A 17,328-nucleotide genomic window follows, 5' to 3' on the forward strand; every position below is an offset into this window, starting at 1 on the left:
TCCCCCCCCCCCCCCCCCCCCCCCCCCCCGCGCCGGCATCCAGGGCATCGAGGCGCGGATCAGCTCGGCCGAGGCCGCGGTGGCGCGGGCCCGCGACGAGATCGAGAAGCTGACCCTGCGGGCGCCCTTCGCCGGGGTGCTGGAAAGCGACACCGCCGAGCTCGGCACGCTGATGCAGTCGGGCGGCATGGGCGGCGCCGCCTGCGCCACGATCCTGGCGCTCGACCCGATCCGGCTGGTGGGTTTCGTGCCCGAGACCATGCTGCACCGCGTGGCGACCGGCGCCGAGGCGCGCGCCGAACTGGCCGAGGGCGGCGAGGTCGCGGGCCAGGTGGTCTTCGTCTCGCGGCGCGCCGATACGGTCACCCGCACCTTCCGGGTCGAGATCGAGGCGCCCAACCCCGATCTTGCGATCCGCGCCGGCCAGACCGCCGAGATCTCCATCGCCGCGCCCGGCGCGCTGGCGCATCTGCTGCCGCAATCGACGCTGACGCTCGACGATGCCGGGCGGCTCGGCCTGCGCGCCGTGGCCGAGGATGGCAGCGCCCGCTTCCACGCCGTGGAGATCCTCCGCGACACCGTCGACGGGGTCTGGCTGACCGGATTGCCCGAAACGCTCGACGTGATCACCGTCGGCCAGGAATACGTCACCGACGGCGTCAGCGTGGAGCCGGTCTTCGAGCCGGTGCTGCCATGACCGGGCTGGTCGACTGGGCCGCCGAACGCGCCCGCATGGTGGTCGCCTTCATCGTGCTGTCGCTGATCATCGGCACCGTGGCCTATGTCGCCCTGCCCAAGGAGGGCGAGCCCGACATCGAAATCCCGGCGCTCTTCGTCTCGGTGCCCTTCCCGGGCATCTCGGCGGAGGATTCCGAGACCCTGCTGGTCAAGCCGATGGAGACCGAACTTTCCGAGCTCGACGGGCTCAAGACGCTCGGAGCGACCGCGGCAGAGGGCTATGCCGGGGTGTCGATGGAGTTCGAATTCGGCTGGGACAAGACCAAGATCATGGCCGATGTGCGCGACGCCATGACCCGCGCCCAGGCCAAGTTCCCCGAAGGGGCAGAGCAATATTCCATCAACGAGATCAACTTCTCGGAATTCCCCATCGTCATCGTCAACCTGACCGGCCCGGTGCCGGAACGCACCATGGCGCGGCTGGCCAAGGAATTGCAGGACCGGGTGGAGGGGCTCGAGGCGGTGCTAGAGGCCGGCATCGCCGGCAACCGCGACGAGATGCTCGAGGTGGTGATCGACCCGCTGCGGCTGGAGAGCTACAACGTCACCGCGGGCGAGCTGATCGACGTGGTGCGCAACAACAACCAGCTGATCGCCGCCGGCGAGGTGGAGACCGCCACCGGCGCCTTCTCGGTCAAGATTCCCTCGTCCTTCGACGAGGCGCGCGACGTCTACGACCTGCCGGTGAAGGTCAACGGCGACCGCGTGGTGACCCTGGGCGATCTCGCCCGCATCTCGCTGACCTTCGAGGACCGCGAGGGCACGTCGCGCTTCAACGGCGATGCCAGCGTCGCCCTGCAGGTGGTCAAGCGCAAGGGCTTCAACCTGATCGACACCGTCGCCGAGGTCGAGCGCACGGTCGAGGCGGCGCGCGCCGACTGGCCGCCGGAGCTGCGCGCGGTGGTCAATATCGGCACCTCGAACGACCAGTCGCGTCAGGTCGAGAGCATGGTGCGCCAGCTCGAGGGGTCGGTGCTGACCGCCATCGCGCTGGTCATGCTGGTGACGCTGGCGGCGCTCGGGCTGCGCCCGGCGCTGCTGGTGGGCTTCGCCATCCCGACCTCGTTCCTACTCTGCTTCGCGCTGCTCGCGGTGATGGGGGTGTCGATCTCCAACATCGTGATGTTCGGCCTGATCCTCGCCGTCGGCATGCTGGTCGACGGCGCCATCGTGGTGGTGGAATACGCCGACAAGCGCATCGCCGAGGGCACCGGCCCGATGCACGCCTATGTCGAGGCCGCCAAGCGCATGTTCTGGCCGGTGGTCTCGTCCACCGCCACCACGCTCTGCGCCTTCCTGCCGATGCTGTTCTGGCCCGGCGTGCCGGGCGAGTTCATGGGCATGCTGCCGGTGACGCTGATCTTCGTGCTGTCGGCGAGCCTCGTCGTGGCGCTGGTCTACCTGCCGGTGATGGGCGGCGTGGTCGGCCGGGTGGAGCGCAACCTGCGTCACAAGACCGACGGCATCGCGGGGCTGCCGGTCTGGGCGCATCTGGCGCTGCTGCCGGCGGCGGTGCTGGTCATCGGGGTCGCGGTCACCGTGGTTCCGCTCGGCGCGGGGCTCGCCGGCAGTCTCTTCGGCGGCATGGAGACCGGCGACATCGTCGGATCGGTGGTGCCGGTGCTGCTGGCGCTCTTCGGGCTGGCACTGGCCGGGGCCGCGCTGCTGGCGCTCGCCGCGGTGGCCGCGGGGGCGCTGGTGCTGGGGCTTGCCGCGCTCTTTGCCCGCAGCGGGCGCGGCCTGCGCGGCCTCGTCGACCGCCTGCGCGGCGGCGGCCGCGCGCCGCGGGTGACCAGCGGCTACCGGCGCAGCCTGTTCGGGCATTTCATCGCCCTGATCGCCACCAACCCGATCGGTCCGCTGGTGGCGATCGGCGCGGTCTTCGTCTTCGTCGGCTCGACCTTCTTCTATTACGGCGAGAACCAGAACGGCGTGGAGTTCTTCGTCGAGAGCGAGCCGGAATTCGCCCTGGTCTATGTCCGCGCCCGCGGCAATCTCAGCCTCGCCGAGAAGGACGCGCTGGTGCAGCGCGCCGAGGCCATCGTGCTGGCCCATCCCGGCATCAAGTCGGCCTTCGCCTTCGCCGGCGATGGCGGGCTGTCGAACAATACCGGCGGCGCCGAGGCGCCCAAGGACACGATCGGCCAGGTGCAGTTCGAGACCATCCCCTGGGAGGACCGCGCCGACCGCCCCGAGCTCGACGGCGACCGGGTGATCGAGGAGCTGACCGCCGAGCTCGAACGCCTGCCGGGGATCGAGACCGAGATCCTCAACCTCGCCGCCGGTCCGGCCTCCGCCAAGCCGGTGCATCTGCGCCTGAAGGGCGACGATTGGGACGCGCTGCTCGCCGCCACCGCCGCCGCCCGCGCCCGCTTCGAGGCGCTGCCCGGGCTGCGGCTGATCGAGGATACCCGGCCGCTTCCCGGCATCGACTGGGAGATCGACGTCGATGTCGAGAAGGCCGGGCGCTACGGCGCCGACGTGGCCACCGTGGGCGCCATGGTGCAGCTCGTCACCCGCGGCCTGCTGCTCGACACCATGCGGGTCGAGAGCTCCGACGAGGAAATCGACATCCGCGTCCGCCTGCCCGAGGCCGACCGGGTCTTCTCGACCCTCGATTCGCTCAAGGTGCGGACCGCCGACGGGCTGGTGCCGCTGGCCAATTTCGTGACCCGCCGCCCGGTCGAGAAGCTGGCCGAGATCACCCGGGTCGACCAGAAGCGCTATTTCGACGTCAAGGCCGACGTGGCGCCGAACCTCGCCAAGCTCGCCCCCGGGCCCGAGGCCCCCGCCCAGGCGATCGTGCGGGTTCTGGGCGACGGCGTGGTGGCCGGCGGCGGCCGTGTGCTGGAGGCCCCGGATGCGCGCTACGAGCTGCTGTCGCTGGAGGAGGCGGGCTCCGCCGACGCCGTCGCGACGGCGCTGGCGGCGGGCGATCTGCAGGCCGTGCCGGTCACCCCGACCGAGCGCATCGGCGCGCTGACGGGCTGGCTCGAGACCGCCGAGCTGCCGGCCGGAGTGAGCTGGGAATGGACCGGCGACCAGGAGGACCAGGCGGAAAGCCAGGCCTTCCTCGGTCAGGCCTTCGGGGCGGCGCTGGGGCTGATGTTCATCATCCTGCTGGCGCAGTTCAACTCGGTCTACAACGCCGTGCTGGTGCTGCTCGCGGTGGTGCTCTCGACCACCGGCGTGCTGATCGGGATGCTGGTGATGGACCAGACCTTCTCGATCATCATGACCGGCACCGGCATCGTGGCGCTGGCCGGCATCGTGGTGAACAACAACATCGTGCTGATCGACACCTACCAGGATTATGCCCGCTACATGCCGCGCCGCGAGGCCATCGTGCGCACCGCCGAGCACCGCATCCGGCCGGTGCTGCTGACCACGGTGACCACCATGGCGGGCCTCGCGCCGATGATGTTCGGGCTCAGCCTCGACTTCTGGAACGGCGGCTATTCCATCGACAGCCCCACCGCGCTCTGGTGGAAGCAGCTGGCCACCGCGGTGGTGTTCGGGCTGGGCATCGCCACCGGCCTGACGCTGATCTTCACCCCGGCGATGCTGTCGCTGCGGGTCTGGGCCTCGCTCTACGCCGCCTGGCTGGCACAGGCGCTGGCGGCGCTGTCGCTGGGCCGCGCCAGCCGTGCCGCGCGCGACTGGTCGGTGGCCCGGGCGGCGGGCCGCGTGCGGTCGCCCACCATCCTCTGGGAGGAGCTGCCCGAGGCGGTTCCGGCGGTGCCGGCGGAGACCGGCAAACAGGGGGAATTGCCGCTGCGCGCGGCAGAGTGAGCCGAGTGATGCAGCAAACGCACAGCGCGCGGGCATATCGACCCCGGGCAGGGTTGGCACCCCCTGCGGGCTTCGCTAACCCTGATGCGGGAAAGTGCGGGAGCCCCGATGAAACTGTCGTCGCCGAAAATGACCTCTGCCCTCCTGATCATCGGAGGCCTCGCGGTCTCGACGGCGGCCCTGCCCGGGCGCTCCATGGCCGCGAGCGGCCTTGACGACCTGGCCGCGGCGCTGCGCGGCGATGCCGACCTGCAGACCGCCTTGGCCGGCATCCTGGTCCGGATCGACACCGCCACCGGCCTGTTGGCGCTGGCCGCGGCGGCCGCGGCGCTGCTGCTGATCTGGGAAGCCCGGCGCCAGAATCACCTCTGACCGGCCCGGCGCCGGAGGCTCAGCCTCCAGCCTGCCGCTGGCTCTCGGAAAGCTCCGCCCACCATTGCGCGTAGGACGTGTTGCGCGGCGCCTTGCCGCCCTCGTCCGGAGCGCCGTCCTGCCACCAGACCGGACCGCGCTCGCCGAGCGCCCGTTTGGCCGCATCCACGGCGTCCCGCGCCGCCCGTTCGGCATCGGCGTCCGTCGCTTGACCGACCGCGCGGCGGGCCTGCATCAGCGCCTTCACCGCGGCCCGGCGGGCGCTGTCCGTGAGCCGCGGATCGGTCTTGCGCCAGAGCCGCCCCTTGGCCACGAAATAGCGCCCGTCCGGCGTTTCCGGATACTCCTTGCGCGGCATCAGGCGGCGCTTTCGCGCTCGGCGGCCTGGCGCGCCCAGAGCGCCGCGTAGCGCCCGTTCCGCGCCAGCAGGTCGCGGTGGGTGCCCTCCTCGACCACCTGGCCGGCCTCCAGCACCACGATCCGGTCGGCATCCGCGATGGTCGAGAGCCGGTGCGCGATGGTCAGCACGCTGCGGCCCTCGGCCGCGCGGGCCAGCGCCTCCTGGATGCCCTGCTCGGTCTCGGTGTCGAGGGCGCTGGTGGCCTCGTCGAGCAGCAGGATCGGCGGGTCCTTGACCAGCGTGCGGGCGATCCCCACGCGCTGCTTCTCGCCGCCCGAGAGCTTCAGCCCGCGCTCGCCCACCTGGGTGTCGTAGCCCTCGGGCAGGCTCTCGATGAAGTCGTGGATCTGCGCCGCCCGGGCCGCCGCGATGATGTCGTCCTGACTGGCATCGGCGCGGCCATAGGCGATGTTATAGCGGATCGTGTCGTTGAACAGCACGGTGTCCTGCGGCACCACGCCGATGGCGGCATGCAGGCTGGCCTGGGTCACGTCGCGGATGTCCTGGCCGTCGATCCGGATCGCCCCGCCGGCGACATCGTAGAAGCGGAACAGCAGCCGGCCGATGGTCGACTTGCCCGACCCCGAGGGCCCGACCAGCGCCACGCTCTCGCCCGCCGCCACCTTAAGGGAGATGCCGCGCAGGATCGGCCGGTCGCGTTCGTAGCCGAAGCGCACGTCGTCGAAGGCGACCTCGCCCTGCCGCACCGCCAGCGGCGGCGCCCCGGGGCGGTCGGAGACCTCGGCGGGCTGCTCCAGCAGGTCGAACATCTCGCCCATATCGGTCAGGCTCTGGCGGATCTCGCGGTAGACCGTGCCGAGGAAGTTCAGCGGCATGGTGATCTGGATCATGTAGGCGTTGACCATGACGAAATCGCCCACCGTCAGCGCCCCGGACTGGACCCCGCGCGCCGCCATCACCATCACCGCCACCAGCCCCGCGGTGATCAGGAAGGCCTGGCCGAAATTCAGGAAGGCGAGCGAGGTCTGGGTCTTCACCGCGGCGCGCTCATAGCCCTGCATGGCCGCGTCGTAGCGCGCCGCCTCGCGGCCCTCGGCGCCGAAATACTTCACCGTCTCGAAGTTGAGCAGCGAATCGATGGCCTTCTGGTTGGCGTCGGTGTCCTGCTCGTTCATCTGCCGGCGCAGCTTCACCCGCCATTCGGTGACCCGGAAGGTGAACCAGACATAGGCCACGATGGTCGCCGCCACGACGGCCATGTACCAGACGTCGAACAGCACCAGCAGCACGCCGAGGACCAGCAGCAACTCGAGGATCAGCGGCCCGATTGAGAACAGCAGGAAGCGCAGCAGGAAATCGACGCCCTTCACGCCGCGCTCGATGATCCGGCTCAGCCCCCCGGTGCGCCGCGTCAGGTGGTAGCGCAGCGACAGGTGGTGGATGTGGCGGAAGGTCTCGAGCGCGAGGGTGCGCAGGGCGCGCTGGCCGACCCGCACGAAGACCGCGTCGCGGAGCTGCTGGAAGCCGCTGTTCATCAGCCGGGCCATGCCGTAGGCCACGGTGAGCCCGATGGCGCCGGCGCCCAGCATCCAAGCCGGGTTGACGCCCTCGCCCGACAGCGTGTCCACCGCCGCCTTGTAGAAGAGCGGCGTGGTCACCGCGACGATCTTGGCCAGCACCAGGAGCGCCAGCGCGCCGGCGACGCGGCGCTTCACCCAGGCCTGGCCGGCGGGCCAGAGATAGGGGGCGACGCGACGGATCGTGCGCAGGCCGGATTGCCGCTCGGCGCGGGCGACCTCGCGGGCGCTGTCGGCCGGCGCGGCGGCGGCCTGTCCCCGGGCTGGGCTCATGCCGCCTCGGAGGCGAGGCTCCGGATGCGCCCGATCATCGCGCGCAGCCCGTTCGAGCGCTGCGCCGACAGGTTCTCCTCGAGCCCCAGCCGGCCGAGCTCGGCGCGGGCGTCGACCTTCGGCACCTCGGCCACCGGCAATCCGTCATAGAGCCGGTGCAGCACGGCGATCAGGCCGCGCACGATCATCGCGTCGCTGTCGCCCTCGAAATGGAAATGTCCGCCCTCGAAGCGGGGATGCAGCCAGACCTGGCTGGCGCAGCCCTCGACCTTGGTGGCGGGCACCTTCAGCGCCTCGGGCAACGGCTCCATCGCCTTGCCCATCTCGATCACCATGCGGTAGCGGTCTTCCCAATCCTCGAGGAACTCGAAATCCTCGACCACCGCCTCGAATGCCGCCTGTGCCATTGGTTGCAAGCCCCCTGTCGCGTGTCATGCGACCTATGCAGAACGGGCGCCGAGATCCAGCCCGGCGGACGCTTTTCAAGCCTTAAGCTTTCGGATAACCCGAACAGACAGGGACAGGATCGGGCGAGATCGGCGATGAAACGAGTGACGGCAGCGGTGTTGGCCGCGACGCTTGCGACCACGGGCTGTGCGACCATCCGCAACTCCGCGGTCAATCCGCTGAACTGGTTCGGGCCGGGCCAGCCCTCGGCGTCGGTCCCGGCCGAGGGCGCCGCCGGCAACCCGCTGCTGCCGCGCCGCAGCCCGGCGGCCTCGCTGTTCCGGCAGAATCGGCCCGCCGCCTATGCCGGCCAGCCGGTGGCGCAGATCTCCGAGCTGCTGATCGAACGGCGCCCCGGCGGCGCGATCATCCGTGCCACCGCCATCGCCGACCGCATCGGACCGTTCGAGGCGCGCCTGGTGCGCGACGAAAGCGCCCCCGCGGGCAGCCTCGCCTACACCTTCCGGGCGCTGCAGCGGCCCGGGCCGCGCAATGCCGGCCCAGATGCCCGCAAGGTCACCGCGGCGACCTACCTGTCCGACAACGAGCTGGCCGGGATCGCCAGCATCGCCGTGCGCGGCCGCGACAACGCGCTGGTCAGCCAGCGCTGATCCCGCCCGCCCCGCGCGCCCCGCCCGGCCGGCTGGGCTCAGCGGCAGGGCTCAGAGGTCGATCAGGCGCACCGCCTTGCCCTTGACGGCGAGCCCAACCTGCCCCTCGCAGAGCCGCAGCGCGTCGGCGCCGAAGACCTCGTTCCGCCAGCCCTTGAGCGCCGGCACGTCCCGGTCGCCCGAGGCCAGCGCGTCGAGATCGGCGGCCGAGGCGATGAGCTTGGGCGCCACGCCGGTGCTTTCGGTCTTGGCCTTCAGCAGCACCCGCAAAAGGTCGGCCAGCGCCGGGTTGACCTGCGACCGGTCGCGGTCCGCCTCGGGCTCGGGCAGCGCCTCCTTTGGCGCCTCCATCCCGCGCTGAACGGCGGCCAGGATGCCCTCGGCGATGTCGCCCTTGCGGGCCTCGCGCAGAAGCAGGCGCGAGCGGCTCAGATCCTGCATGTTCTGCGGCTTGGTGGAGGCCAGCTCGCTCAGCGCGTCGTCCTTGAAGACGCGGTTGCGGGGAATGTTGCGGGCCTGCGCGTAGGTCTCGCGGAAGGTGGCAAGCTCGCGCACCAGCGCCAGGAAGCGCGGGCTCGAGGAGCGCGTCTTGATCCGCTTCCAGGCATCCTCGGGGTGGAAGGTGTAGGTCGCCGGGTCGGTCAGCGTCGAGATCTCCTCGCCCACCCAGCGGTGGCGGCCGCTGTCGCGCAGGCGCTTGTCGAGATATTCGTAGATCACCCGCAGATGCGTGACGTCGGCCAGCGCGTAGGTCTTCTGCGCCTCGGTCAGCGGCCGCCGCGACCAGTCGGTGAAGCGCGACGACTTGTCGAGCGACGCCTTGGCGATGCGCTTGACCAGGGTTTCGTAGCCCGCCTGTTCGCCGAAGCCGCAGACCATCGCCGCCACCTGGGTGTCGAAAAGCGGGTCGGGGATCACGCCGTGATCGATGTGGAAGATCTCAAGGTCCTGCCGCGCGGCGTGGAAGACCTTGACCACCGCGGTGTCGCGGAAGAGCTCGACCAGCGGCTCCAGCGACATCTCGGCGCCCTCGATCGGATCGACCAGCACCGCCTCGCCGTCCTCCTTGGGCGGCAGCGCCAGCTGGATCAGGCAAAGCTTTGAATAATACGTCCGTTCCCGGAGGAATTCGGTGTCGACGGTGACGTAGGGGTGGCGTCTCGCCCGCGCGCAGAAGGCGGCGAGCTCTTCGGTCGTGGTGATGGTCTGCATCGAGGCCTTCGAGGCTGCGCCAGGCGTGGCGGGGTTCCGGTGGCGGCAACCTAGCGGATTGCCGGGGCGGGTGCAAAGCACCAGCGGCCGGCGGAAAATCCATTCCGTCCGGTGATGGGGGTACCCACAAACATGCGTTTCCGGAATTCGTCCCGGGGGTCTAATCTGGGCCCACTTCCCCAGCGGAGTCGCCCCCATGACCCTGACAGATCACAGCTTTTCCCGCGCCCCGAAGCGCCGGACCGGGATGCCGGACAGCGCCCCCTCGATGGTGGCCGCGACCTTCCTGCTGCTCGGCACGCTGGCGCTGGCATGGTCCGCGCCGGAGCCGCCGCGGGCCTCCGAGCTCGACTGGCACGGCAACTCGGCCAGCCGTCACCGCGCGCCCTAGGGCAGCCAGACCGGGCGGCGGTCGCCGGAGGCGAAGCGCCGCAGCACCGCCGGGTAGAGCCGGTGCTCCTGCTCCAGCACCCGCGCGGCCAGCGCCTCGGGCGTGTCGCCCGGGGCCACCGGCACCCGCGCCTGGCCGAGGATCGGCCCGTCATCGAGCGCCGGCGTGACCTCGTGGACGGTGCAGCCATGTTCCGTCTCGCCCGCCTCGAGCGCCCGGGCATGGGTGTGGAGGCCGCGGTACTTGGGCAAAAGCGAGGGATGGATGTTGAGCATCCTTCCCTGCCAGCGCGCCACGAAGCCCTCGGTCAGGACCCGCATGAAGCCGGCCAGGCAGACGATGTCGGGCGCCGCCCGGTCCAGCCGCTCGGAAAGCGCCGCCTCGAAGGCCGGGCGGTCGCCGCGGAACGGGCGGTGGTCGATCGCCGCGGTCTCGACGCCGCGCGCCGCGGCCTTGGCCAGCCCGCCCGCCTCCGGGTCGTTGGCCAGCACCAGCACCGGCCGCGCCGGATGGTCGCCGGTCATCGACTCGAGCAGCGACACCATGTTGGAGCCGCCGCCGGAGATCAGGATCGCGACGCGTCCGGGCACTCAGAGCGTCCCGGAATAGCGCATCCCCGCGCCGTCCCGCACCCGGCCCAGCCGGGTCACGGTCTCGCCCGCCTCGGCGAGGAGCGCGGCCAGCGCCTCGGCCCGGTCCTCCGCCACCACCAGCACCATGCCGATGCCGCAATTGAAGGTCTTGAGCATCTCGGCGGCCTCCATGCCGCCCTGCTCGCGCAGCCAGGCGAAGACCGGCGGCAGGTCCCAGGCGTCGAGGTCGATCTCCGCCCCCAGCCCCTCGGGCAGGACCCGCGGCAGGTTCTCGGTCAGGCCGCCGCCGGTGATGTGGGCCAGCGCGTGCACGCCGCCCGCCTGCACCGCGGCGAGCGCCGGCTTGACGTAGAGCCGGGTCGGCGCCAGCAGCGCCGCGCCGAGGCTGCCGGCACCCCAGGGGCAGGCATCGTCCCAGCTCTTGCCCGACATCTCGACGACGCGGCGGACCAGCGAATAGCCGTTGGAATGCACGCCGTCCGAGGCGAGGCCCAGAAGCACGTCGCCCGCGGCCACGCCGTCGGGCAGCGCCGCGCCGCGCTCCATGGCGCCCACGGCAAAGCCCGCGAGGTCGAAATCGCCGGCCGGATACATGCCCGGCATCTCCGCCGTCTCGCCGCCGATCAGGGCGCAGCCCGAGGCTGCGCAGCCCGCCGCGATGCCCTCGATGACCCGCGCCGCGCTGTCGGTGTCGAGCTTTCCGGTGGCGAAATAGTCGAGGAAGAACAGCGGCTCGGCGCCCTGGCAGACGAGGTCGTTGACGCACATGGCGACGAGGTCGATGCCGACGCCGTCGACCTCGCCGGTGTCGATGGCGATGCGCAGCTTGGTGCCCACCCCGTCGGTGGCGGCGACGAGGATCGGGTCGTCATAGCCCGCGGCCTTCAGGTCGAAGAGCGCGCCGAAGCCGCCCAGCCCCGACATCGTGCCGGGCCGGTCGGTGCGCTTGGCGGCGGGCTTGATGCGCTCCACCAGCGCGTTGCCCGCGTCGATGTCGACCCCCGCCTCGGCATAGGTGACGCCCTGTCCGGCCTTGCTCATCCGCTCGTCTCCGCTGGTTTCGCGCGCGGCATAGCGCAGGTGCCCCGGCCTGTCCATGCGCCGCGCCGGACGCGGGCTTGACCGCGCCGGCGGGCTTGCTATGCAAGCAGACGGCGGGCCTGTAGCTCAATTGGTTAGAGCAGAGCGCTCATAACGCTTTGGTTGCGGGTTCAAGTCCTGCCGGGCCTACCGCCAATTCCGCAAAATCAATCGCTTGCCCCGCAAAAGTGTCCACCGAATACGTCGGATGGGGCCACTGCGGATCAATGGGTTACAGCGAAGGTGTCCACTACTTTCGGAACCGCTGGCCGCTTCCTCATGAACGAAGCGCCGCCCGGCCAAGCCGCTGGCGCCTCGCCCACAACCCGCTTTTTAAGGGGCGCGGATTCCGCGTCTCGCCAAGGAAACCCGGTTCCCGCGGGTTCGCGGAACCGCAATGCACTTCGTAGAATGGGGGGAGACGATGCCTGTGCGCTCCGGAGACCCTATGTCCTGGTGGGATAAAGACCTTACGCCGATGAAGCTGGGAACGGTCCCGGCTACGGTGCTGATCCACGGCACCGACAAGCGGTGATTGTACCGCGGCCCGGGGTGACCGCCCCGCGCCCCTGCCGCGCGCAGCGGCAATTTGGCGTCTTTCCAACGAATTACCCGGCAATGTGTGTCCGCGGGCGCCCGCGCCGGTCAGGAATATTTGCGGCTGCCGACGGGGCGCAATTCGGTGACCGGGGCGTCCCGCAGCACGTGTTCGGTGGGAATGACCCCCGCCATTTCCAGCCAATCCCTGATCTTGTCCCAGACATCGTGCTGGCTGCAATCGGCATGGCTGAGCGCATCCAGCAGCCGCAGCTCCAGATGGCGCGGCAACCTGTCCGGCCAGCCGCAACCGGCTTGCGGAAACTCGACGACCCGGCTTGCCATGACGGTCCCCTTCCAGACTTCCTCGTCCGATAGATAGCGCAACCCCGTCATTGGTCAACCCTAGGTTGATTTTGCCGAATGGTCCGGTATGGTTGGCGTCATTCGGGAGGAATTCCGCAATGGCGATACTCTATCTGTTGGCGGCATTGGCGGGCGGGCTGATCGGAGCCCTCACCATCTTCATTCTGGGGATGCCGCTCTGGATGATGTTTCTGGCCTATATCGGCGCGGGCAGCCTGGCGCTTCTCCTGGCGGTGCTCGCCCTTCTCATTCTCGACGCCCGAAAGGGCTGGTCCGGCGGCGCGGCCCTGCCGGAGGATCTGACCTCGATCGAGCAGATCTAGACAGCGCCCGCCGCTCACGCCTTCCCGGAGGCCTCGCCGATGAGCAGCGCCAGGGAGCGAGCCTGAGCGCGGCGCGCCTGCAGGAGCAGCCGGCGGACCTTTCTGGCCTGATTGCCGCGGACCCTGGTTTCGCCGGTCTCATCGCCGTCGGTGAGGGTGAGGATTTCCGCCTCCGCCGTGTCGAGGGCGTGCAGCGTTTCGGCGGTCAGGGACAGAAGCTGTGCAGACTTGGTTGGCATGGCCGGGCCCTTCTTTTCGCCAGTAAAAGGTATGACGTGGCGTCACCTTTAAACACCCTAAGGGGGTTAACACTCTGTTTCTCGCTGCCTCAAGTTGATTCGTGCACATATTCATATGTTTGGCGGGAAGTTGGGTCCGCATTTTTGCAGCGTGACGGGCGCGCACGGGCGCGGACACGCGGTACGGCCGCGCGTCAAATCTGCCGCAGCGCCGCCCGCAAGACGCCCCGCCGCCCGTCGTGAAGTGCCCCGCCGGGCCCTCGCGCCCGGCCGGCAGGTTCACCCCGCCGCGATCTGCAATTCCACCGGGGCCAGGCCGTCGATGCGTCCGTCGAGCCGGTCGCCGCGCGCCACCGGACCGACGCCGGAGGGCGTCCCCGTCATCACCAGGTCGCCGGGCGCCAGGTGGTAGAGCGTCGAGAGATGGGCCAGAAGCTCGGGCACCGACCAGATCATCTCGTCCAGCCGGCCCCGCTGCCGCACCTCCCCGTTCACCGCCAGCGCGATCTCGCCCTCGGGCACCGGGCCGCGGGTCAGCGGGCCGATCACCGCCGAGCCCTCCGCGTCCTTGGCCGCGTCCCACGGATAGCGCCGCTCCTTGGCGCGGGCCTGCAGGTCGCGCCGGGTCATGTCGAGCCCGGCAGCGCAGCCGAAGATGGACGCCTCCGCCTGTTCCGGCCCGGCCTCGTGCAGCTCCGCCCCGAGCGCCACCACCAGCTCGACCTCGTGGTGGTAGTCCTTGGTGCCCGGCGGATAGGGCAGGACGGCGCCGCTCTGGACAAGGTGGTGCGGCGTCTTGGTGAAGAAGAACGGCGCCTCGCGGTCCACCGCGTTGCCCATCTCGGCGGCATGGGCGGCGTAGTTGCGGCCGATGCAGAAGAGGCGGCCGACCGGGTAGGACAGGTCCTCTCCGAGGATCGGCAGGACGGGTTGGGGGCGGGGGGCAAAGATCGTGTTCATGGCGCGCAGAGTACCGCCGCGCCCGGCAAAGGAAAGCCCCCGGCGCGCAGGCCGGGGGCCGATCCGTGCAGGGGCGCCGCGGGCCGGGACGCCCGGGGCCAGGGCGCCGCGGGCCGGGGCACCGGCATCGGCAGTCCCGGTCCGAAGCCCGCCGGTCAGTGCGCCTTGGCGACCGCCCGCTTGGTCATCACCTTGACGAGATGCGCGCGATACGCGCCGGTGCCGTGCATGTCGGAGATCATGTTCGACCCGTCCGGCACCGCCAGCGCCTCGACCGCCTCGGCGGAGAAGTTGCCCGACAGCGCCTCCTCGGCCTCGGTCCAGCGGAACACGCCGTCATTCGACGCGCCGGTGACGCCGACGCCGACTCGGTCGGCGAACTTCGCCACGAAGACGCCGCAGAGCGGGAAGCGCGAGGCCGGCTGCTCGAACTTCATGTAGCAGGACGCCTCGGGGATCGGGAAGCGCACCGCGGTGATGATCTCGCCCTCCTCCAGCGCCGTGGTGAACATGCCCTGGAAGAAGTCGTCGGCGGCGATCTCGCGGGTATTGGTCACCACGGTGCCGCCGGTGGCCATGATCGCCGAAGGGTAGCAGGCCGAGGGGTCGTTGTTGGCCACCGAGCCGCCGATCGTGCCGCGGTTGCGCACCGACGGGTCGCCGATCAGACCGGCCAGCTCGGCCAGGCCGGGGAAGTCGTCCCTGGCCTGCTTCGACACCGTGCCGTGGGTGGTGCCGCCGCCGATCTTCAGCGCGTCGCCCTCGCGGGTGACGTATTTCAGCTCCTGGATGCCGGCCAGGCAGACCAGCTTGGACGGCATGGCGAGCCGCTGCTTCAGCGTGGGAATCAGCGTCTGGCCGCCGCCCAGCGCCTGCGCCTCCTCGGTGCCCAGCGCCTTCACGGCGTCGTCGAGGGTGGTCGGGCGCTCGATCTCGAACGAATACATTCTCGTCTCTCCTCCGAATGTCGGAGACGGGGCGCGTGTCACCTGCCCCGCCCGTTCAGACTGCTTCGGGGCGCGGCCGCGCCGCGCCCCGCCCGTCTCAGCCGTGGATCGCCTGCCAGACCTTCGAGGGCGTGGCCGGCATGTCGATATGGGTCACATGGGTGTGGCCGCCCGATTGCAGCGCGTCGACGATGGCGTTGATGATCGTCGGCGGCGACCCGATCGCCCCGGCCTCGCCGCAGCCCTTCACCCCGAGCGGGTTGTGGGTGCAGGGCGTCTGGCAGGAATGGTTGACCATGTAGAACGGCACGTCCGCGGCCCGCGGCATGGCGTAGTCCATGTAGGTCGCCGACAGCAGCTGCCCGGTCTCCTGGTCGTAGACGCAGCCTTCGAGCAGCGCCTGGCCGATGCCCTGGGCGAGCCCGCCATGGACCTGGCCCTCGACGATCATCGGGTTGATGACGTTGCCGAAATCGTCGGCCGCGGCGAACCGCTCCACCGTCACCTGCCCGGTCTCGGGGTCGACCTCGACCTCGCAGGCATAGGCGCCCGAGGGATAGGTGAAGTTCGACGGGTCGTAGAACGCGGTCTCCTCGAGCCCCGGCTCGATATCCTCGAGCGGGTAATTGTGCGGCACGTAGGCGGCGAGGCAGACATCGCCCCAGGCCACCGCCTTGTCGGTGCCCGCGACCGAGAACTTGCCGTCCTTGAGCTCGATATCGGCCTCCGCGGCCTCCATCAGGTGGGCGGCGATCTTCTTGGCCTTGTTGATGATCTTCTCGGTCGCCCGGACCATCGCCGAGCCGCCCACCGCGATCGAGCGCGAGCCGTAGGTGCCCATGCCCATCGGGGTGTTGGCGGTGTCGCCATGAACGATGTCGATCTGGTCCTCGGGGATGCCCAGCATCTCGGCCACCACCTGCGGGAAGGCCGTCTCGTGGCCCTGGCCGTGGCTGTGGCTGCCGGTCATCACCGAGATCGAGCCGGTGGCGTTGACCCGCACGGTGGCCGATTCATAGAGGCCGGCGCGGGCGCCGAGCTGCCCCACCAGGTTCGACGGCGCGATGCCGCAGGCCTCGATGTAGGAGTTCACCCCGAAGCCGCGCAGCTTGCCCTTGGCCTCGCTCTCCTTGCGGCGCGCGGCAAAGCCGTCGCGGTCCATCAGCGAGATCAGCTTGTCCATCGTCGCGTGGTAGTCGCCGGTGTCGTATTCCACCGCCACCGGGGTGGCATAGGGAAACTCGGTGACGAAGTTCTTGCGGCGCAGCTCCACCGGGTCGATGCCGCGCTCCCGCGCCGCCTTGTCGATGACGCGCTCGAGCTGGTAGGTCGCCTCGGGCCGGCCAGCGCCGCGATAGGCATCCACCGGCACGGTGTTGGTGAACACCGCCTTCACGTTCACGTAGATCAGCGGCGTCTTGTAATTGCCCGCCATCAGCGTGCCGTGCAGCCAGGTCGGCACCGAGGGCGCGAAGGTCGACAGATACGCCCCCATATTGGCGTAGGTCTCGGTGCGGATCGCGGTGAAGTTGTTGTCGGCGTCGAGCGCCAGCTCGATCTTGGTGACATGGTCGCGGCCATGGGCGTCCGACATGAAGGCCTCGGACCGGGTCGAGGTCCATTTCACCGGGCGCCGCAGCTGGCGCGCCGCGAAGGTGCAGAACGCCTCCTCGGCATAGTGGAAGATCTTCGAGCCGAAGCCGCCGCCCACATCGGGCGCCACCACCCGCAGCTTGTGCTCCGGGATGCCGAGCACGAAGGCGCCCATCAGCAGCCGGATCACATGCGGGTTCTGGCTGGTCGTGTAGAGCGTCGATTCGTCGTTGGCGGCGTTGTATTCGCCGACCGCGACGCGCGGCTCCATCGGGTTGGCGACCAGCCGGTTGTTGACCAGCTCCAGCGTGGTGACGTGGTCGGCCTCGCGGATCGCCTTGTCCACGGCCTCGCGGTTGTCCTCGACGAAGCCCCAGTCGTAGCAGAGGTTGGTGCCGATATCGTCATGCACCAGCGTGCCGCTCCCGGCGACCGCCTTCTTCATGTCGATGACCGCCGGCAGCTCCTCGATGTCGACGACGATGGCCTCGGCGGCGTCGCGCGCCTCGCTCAGGCTCTCGGCGACGACGGCGGCGATCGGATCGCCGACATGGCGCACCTTGCCCTGGGCCAGGACCGGGTGGCCCGGCTCCTTCATCGGGTTGCCCTCGCGGTCGGTCACCTGCCAGCCGCAGGGCAGCCCGCCCACGCCCTCGAAATCCTTGCCGGTGAAGATCCGCACGACGCCCGGCATGGCCTCGGCCTGCGCGGTGTCGATGCCGGTGATCTTGCCATGCGCCACGTCGGAGCGCAGGAAATGCACGTAGAGCTGTCCGTAGACGTTGATGTCGTCGGTGTAGCGGCCGGTGCCGGTCAGAAAGCGCACGTCCTCGCGGCGCTTGGTGCTGGCGCCTATGCCATGATCCTTCGGCATGTCGTTCCTCCCTCGGGTGGCAGGGCCCTGCCCCGCCGGATG

Annotated in this window: 17 protein-coding genes and 1 tRNA gene; 7 read left to right on the plus strand and 11 right to left on the minus strand. The window is 70.1% G+C overall.

From position 1 onward, the window contains the following. The 3 genes from ACXYMW_RS13265 to ACXYMW_RS13275 all read left to right on the plus strand — a co-directional run. The coding region (locus ACXYMW_RS13265; RefSeq protein WP_459035806.1) for an efflux RND transporter periplasmic adaptor subunit at positions 1-697 on the plus strand (697 nt) is incomplete at its 5' end. Further along, positions 694-4,530 (plus strand): efflux RND transporter permease subunit, encoded by a 3,837-nt coding sequence (locus ACXYMW_RS13270; RefSeq protein WP_459035807.1) that lies wholly within the window; start codon positions 694-696, stop codon positions 4,528-4,530. The genes ACXYMW_RS13265 and ACXYMW_RS13270, both read left to right, overlap by 4 nt. 129 nt (positions 4,531-4,659) lie before the next feature. Next, positions 4,660-4,902: a hypothetical protein gene (locus ACXYMW_RS13275; protein WP_459035808.1), complete on the plus strand. Its 243-nt coding sequence runs from the start codon at positions 4,660-4,662 to the stop codon at positions 4,900-4,902. 19 nt (positions 4,903-4,921) lie between these two features. On the opposite strand, the gene ACXYMW_RS13280 is transcribed toward ACXYMW_RS13275, so the two are convergent. The 3 genes from ACXYMW_RS13280 to ACXYMW_RS13290 are packed head-to-tail and all read right to left on the minus strand — an operon-like array spanning position 4,922 to position 7,520. After that, the gene (locus ACXYMW_RS13280) at positions 4,922-5,260 is read right to left on the minus strand and encodes a hypothetical protein (RefSeq protein WP_459035809.1); all 339 of its coding nucleotides are present in this window, start codon (positions 5,258-5,260) and stop codon (positions 4,922-4,924) included. Then, entirely contained in the window at positions 5,260-7,113 is a 1,854-nt protein-coding gene (locus ACXYMW_RS13285; RefSeq protein ID WP_459035810.1) for an ABCB family ABC transporter ATP-binding protein/permease, read from the minus strand. Before ACXYMW_RS13285 ends, ACXYMW_RS13280 begins: the two co-directional genes overlap by 1 nt. After that, on the minus strand, positions 7,110-7,520 hold the full coding sequence (locus tag ACXYMW_RS13290; RefSeq protein WP_459035811.1) for a SufE family protein: 411 nt from the start codon (positions 7,518-7,520) through the stop codon (positions 7,110-7,112). The genes ACXYMW_RS13285 and ACXYMW_RS13290 overlap by 4 nt, the downstream gene beginning before the upstream one ends. 135 nt (positions 7,521-7,655) lie before the next feature. Here ACXYMW_RS13290 and ACXYMW_RS13295 point away from each other — a divergent pair, with 135 nt between their 5' ends. After that, entirely contained in the window at positions 7,656-8,171 is a 516-nt protein-coding gene (locus tag ACXYMW_RS13295) for a hypothetical protein (protein ID WP_459035812.1), read from the plus strand. 51 nt (positions 8,172-8,222) lie between these two features. Here the strand turns inward: ACXYMW_RS13295 and rnd are convergent, their stop codons facing one another. Then, complete coding sequence (gene rnd / locus ACXYMW_RS13300; protein WP_459035813.1) at positions 8,223-9,383, minus strand: ribonuclease D; 1,161 nt, start codon at positions 9,381-9,383, stop codon at positions 8,223-8,225. A 196-nt stretch (positions 9,384-9,579) separates the two neighbouring features. Here rnd and ACXYMW_RS13305 point away from each other — a divergent pair, with 196 nt between their 5' ends. Then, positions 9,580-9,774 (plus strand): hypothetical protein, encoded by a 195-nt coding sequence (locus tag ACXYMW_RS13305; RefSeq protein WP_459035814.1) that lies wholly within the window; start codon positions 9,580-9,582, stop codon positions 9,772-9,774. Here the strand turns inward: ACXYMW_RS13305 and purN are convergent. Further along, positions 9,771-10,364, minus strand: coding sequence for a phosphoribosylglycinamide formyltransferase (gene purN / locus ACXYMW_RS13310; protein WP_459035815.1), 594 nt, complete (start codon positions 10,362-10,364; stop codon positions 9,771-9,773). The two genes, ACXYMW_RS13305 and purN, sit on opposite strands and share 4 nt — an antisense overlap. After that, on the minus strand, positions 10,365-11,408 hold the full coding sequence (purM, locus tag ACXYMW_RS13315) for a phosphoribosylformylglycinamidine cyclo-ligase (RefSeq protein WP_459035816.1): 1,044 nt from the start codon (positions 11,406-11,408) through the stop codon (positions 10,365-10,367). A 115-nt stretch (positions 11,409-11,523) separates the two neighbouring features. Between purM and ACXYMW_RS13320 the strand changes: the two genes are divergently transcribed. Next, positions 11,524-11,597: transfer RNA gene (locus ACXYMW_RS13320), tRNA-Ile, on the plus strand. A 495-nt stretch (positions 11,598-12,092) separates the two neighbouring features. Here ACXYMW_RS13320 and ACXYMW_RS13325 read toward each other — a convergent pair. Next, positions 12,093-12,329: a hypothetical protein gene (locus ACXYMW_RS13325; RefSeq protein WP_459035817.1), complete on the minus strand. Its 237-nt coding sequence runs from the start codon at positions 12,327-12,329 to the stop codon at positions 12,093-12,095. 119 nt (positions 12,330-12,448) lie between these two features. On the opposite strand from ACXYMW_RS13325, the gene ACXYMW_RS13330 reads away from it, so the two are divergent. Further along, positions 12,449-12,673: a hypothetical protein gene (locus ACXYMW_RS13330; RefSeq protein WP_459035818.1), complete on the plus strand. Its 225-nt coding sequence runs from the start codon at positions 12,449-12,451 to the stop codon at positions 12,671-12,673. 14 nt (positions 12,674-12,687) lie between these two features. Here ACXYMW_RS13330 and ACXYMW_RS13335 read toward each other — a convergent pair whose 3' ends face one another. The 4 genes from ACXYMW_RS13335 to ACXYMW_RS13350 all read right to left on the minus strand — a co-directional run bounded on the left by ACXYMW_RS13335 (position 12,688) and on the right by ACXYMW_RS13350 (position 17,286). After that, the gene (locus ACXYMW_RS13335) at positions 12,688-12,912 is read right to left on the minus strand and encodes a hypothetical protein (RefSeq protein ID WP_459035819.1); all 225 of its coding nucleotides are present in this window, start codon (positions 12,910-12,912) and stop codon (positions 12,688-12,690) included. Positions 12,913-13,191: 279 nt separating this feature from the next. Beyond that, a complete protein-coding gene (locus tag ACXYMW_RS13340; protein ID WP_459035820.1) occupies positions 13,192-13,872 on the minus strand; it encodes a fumarylacetoacetate hydrolase family protein in 681 nt (226 codons plus the stop codon). Positions 13,873-14,027: 155 nt separating this feature from the next. After that, positions 14,028-14,819, minus strand: a complete 792-nt coding sequence (locus ACXYMW_RS13345) for an FAD binding domain-containing protein (RefSeq protein WP_459035821.1) — start codon at positions 14,817-14,819, stop codon at positions 14,028-14,030. Positions 14,820-14,916: 97 nt separating this feature from the next. Then, complete coding sequence (locus ACXYMW_RS13350) at positions 14,917-17,286, minus strand: xanthine dehydrogenase family protein molybdopterin-binding subunit (protein WP_459035822.1); 2,370 nt, start codon at positions 17,284-17,286, stop codon at positions 14,917-14,919. Between the last annotated feature and the right edge of the window lie 42 nt (positions 17,287-17,328).

This window comes from Roseivivax sp. CAU 1761, from assembly GCF_054482755.1.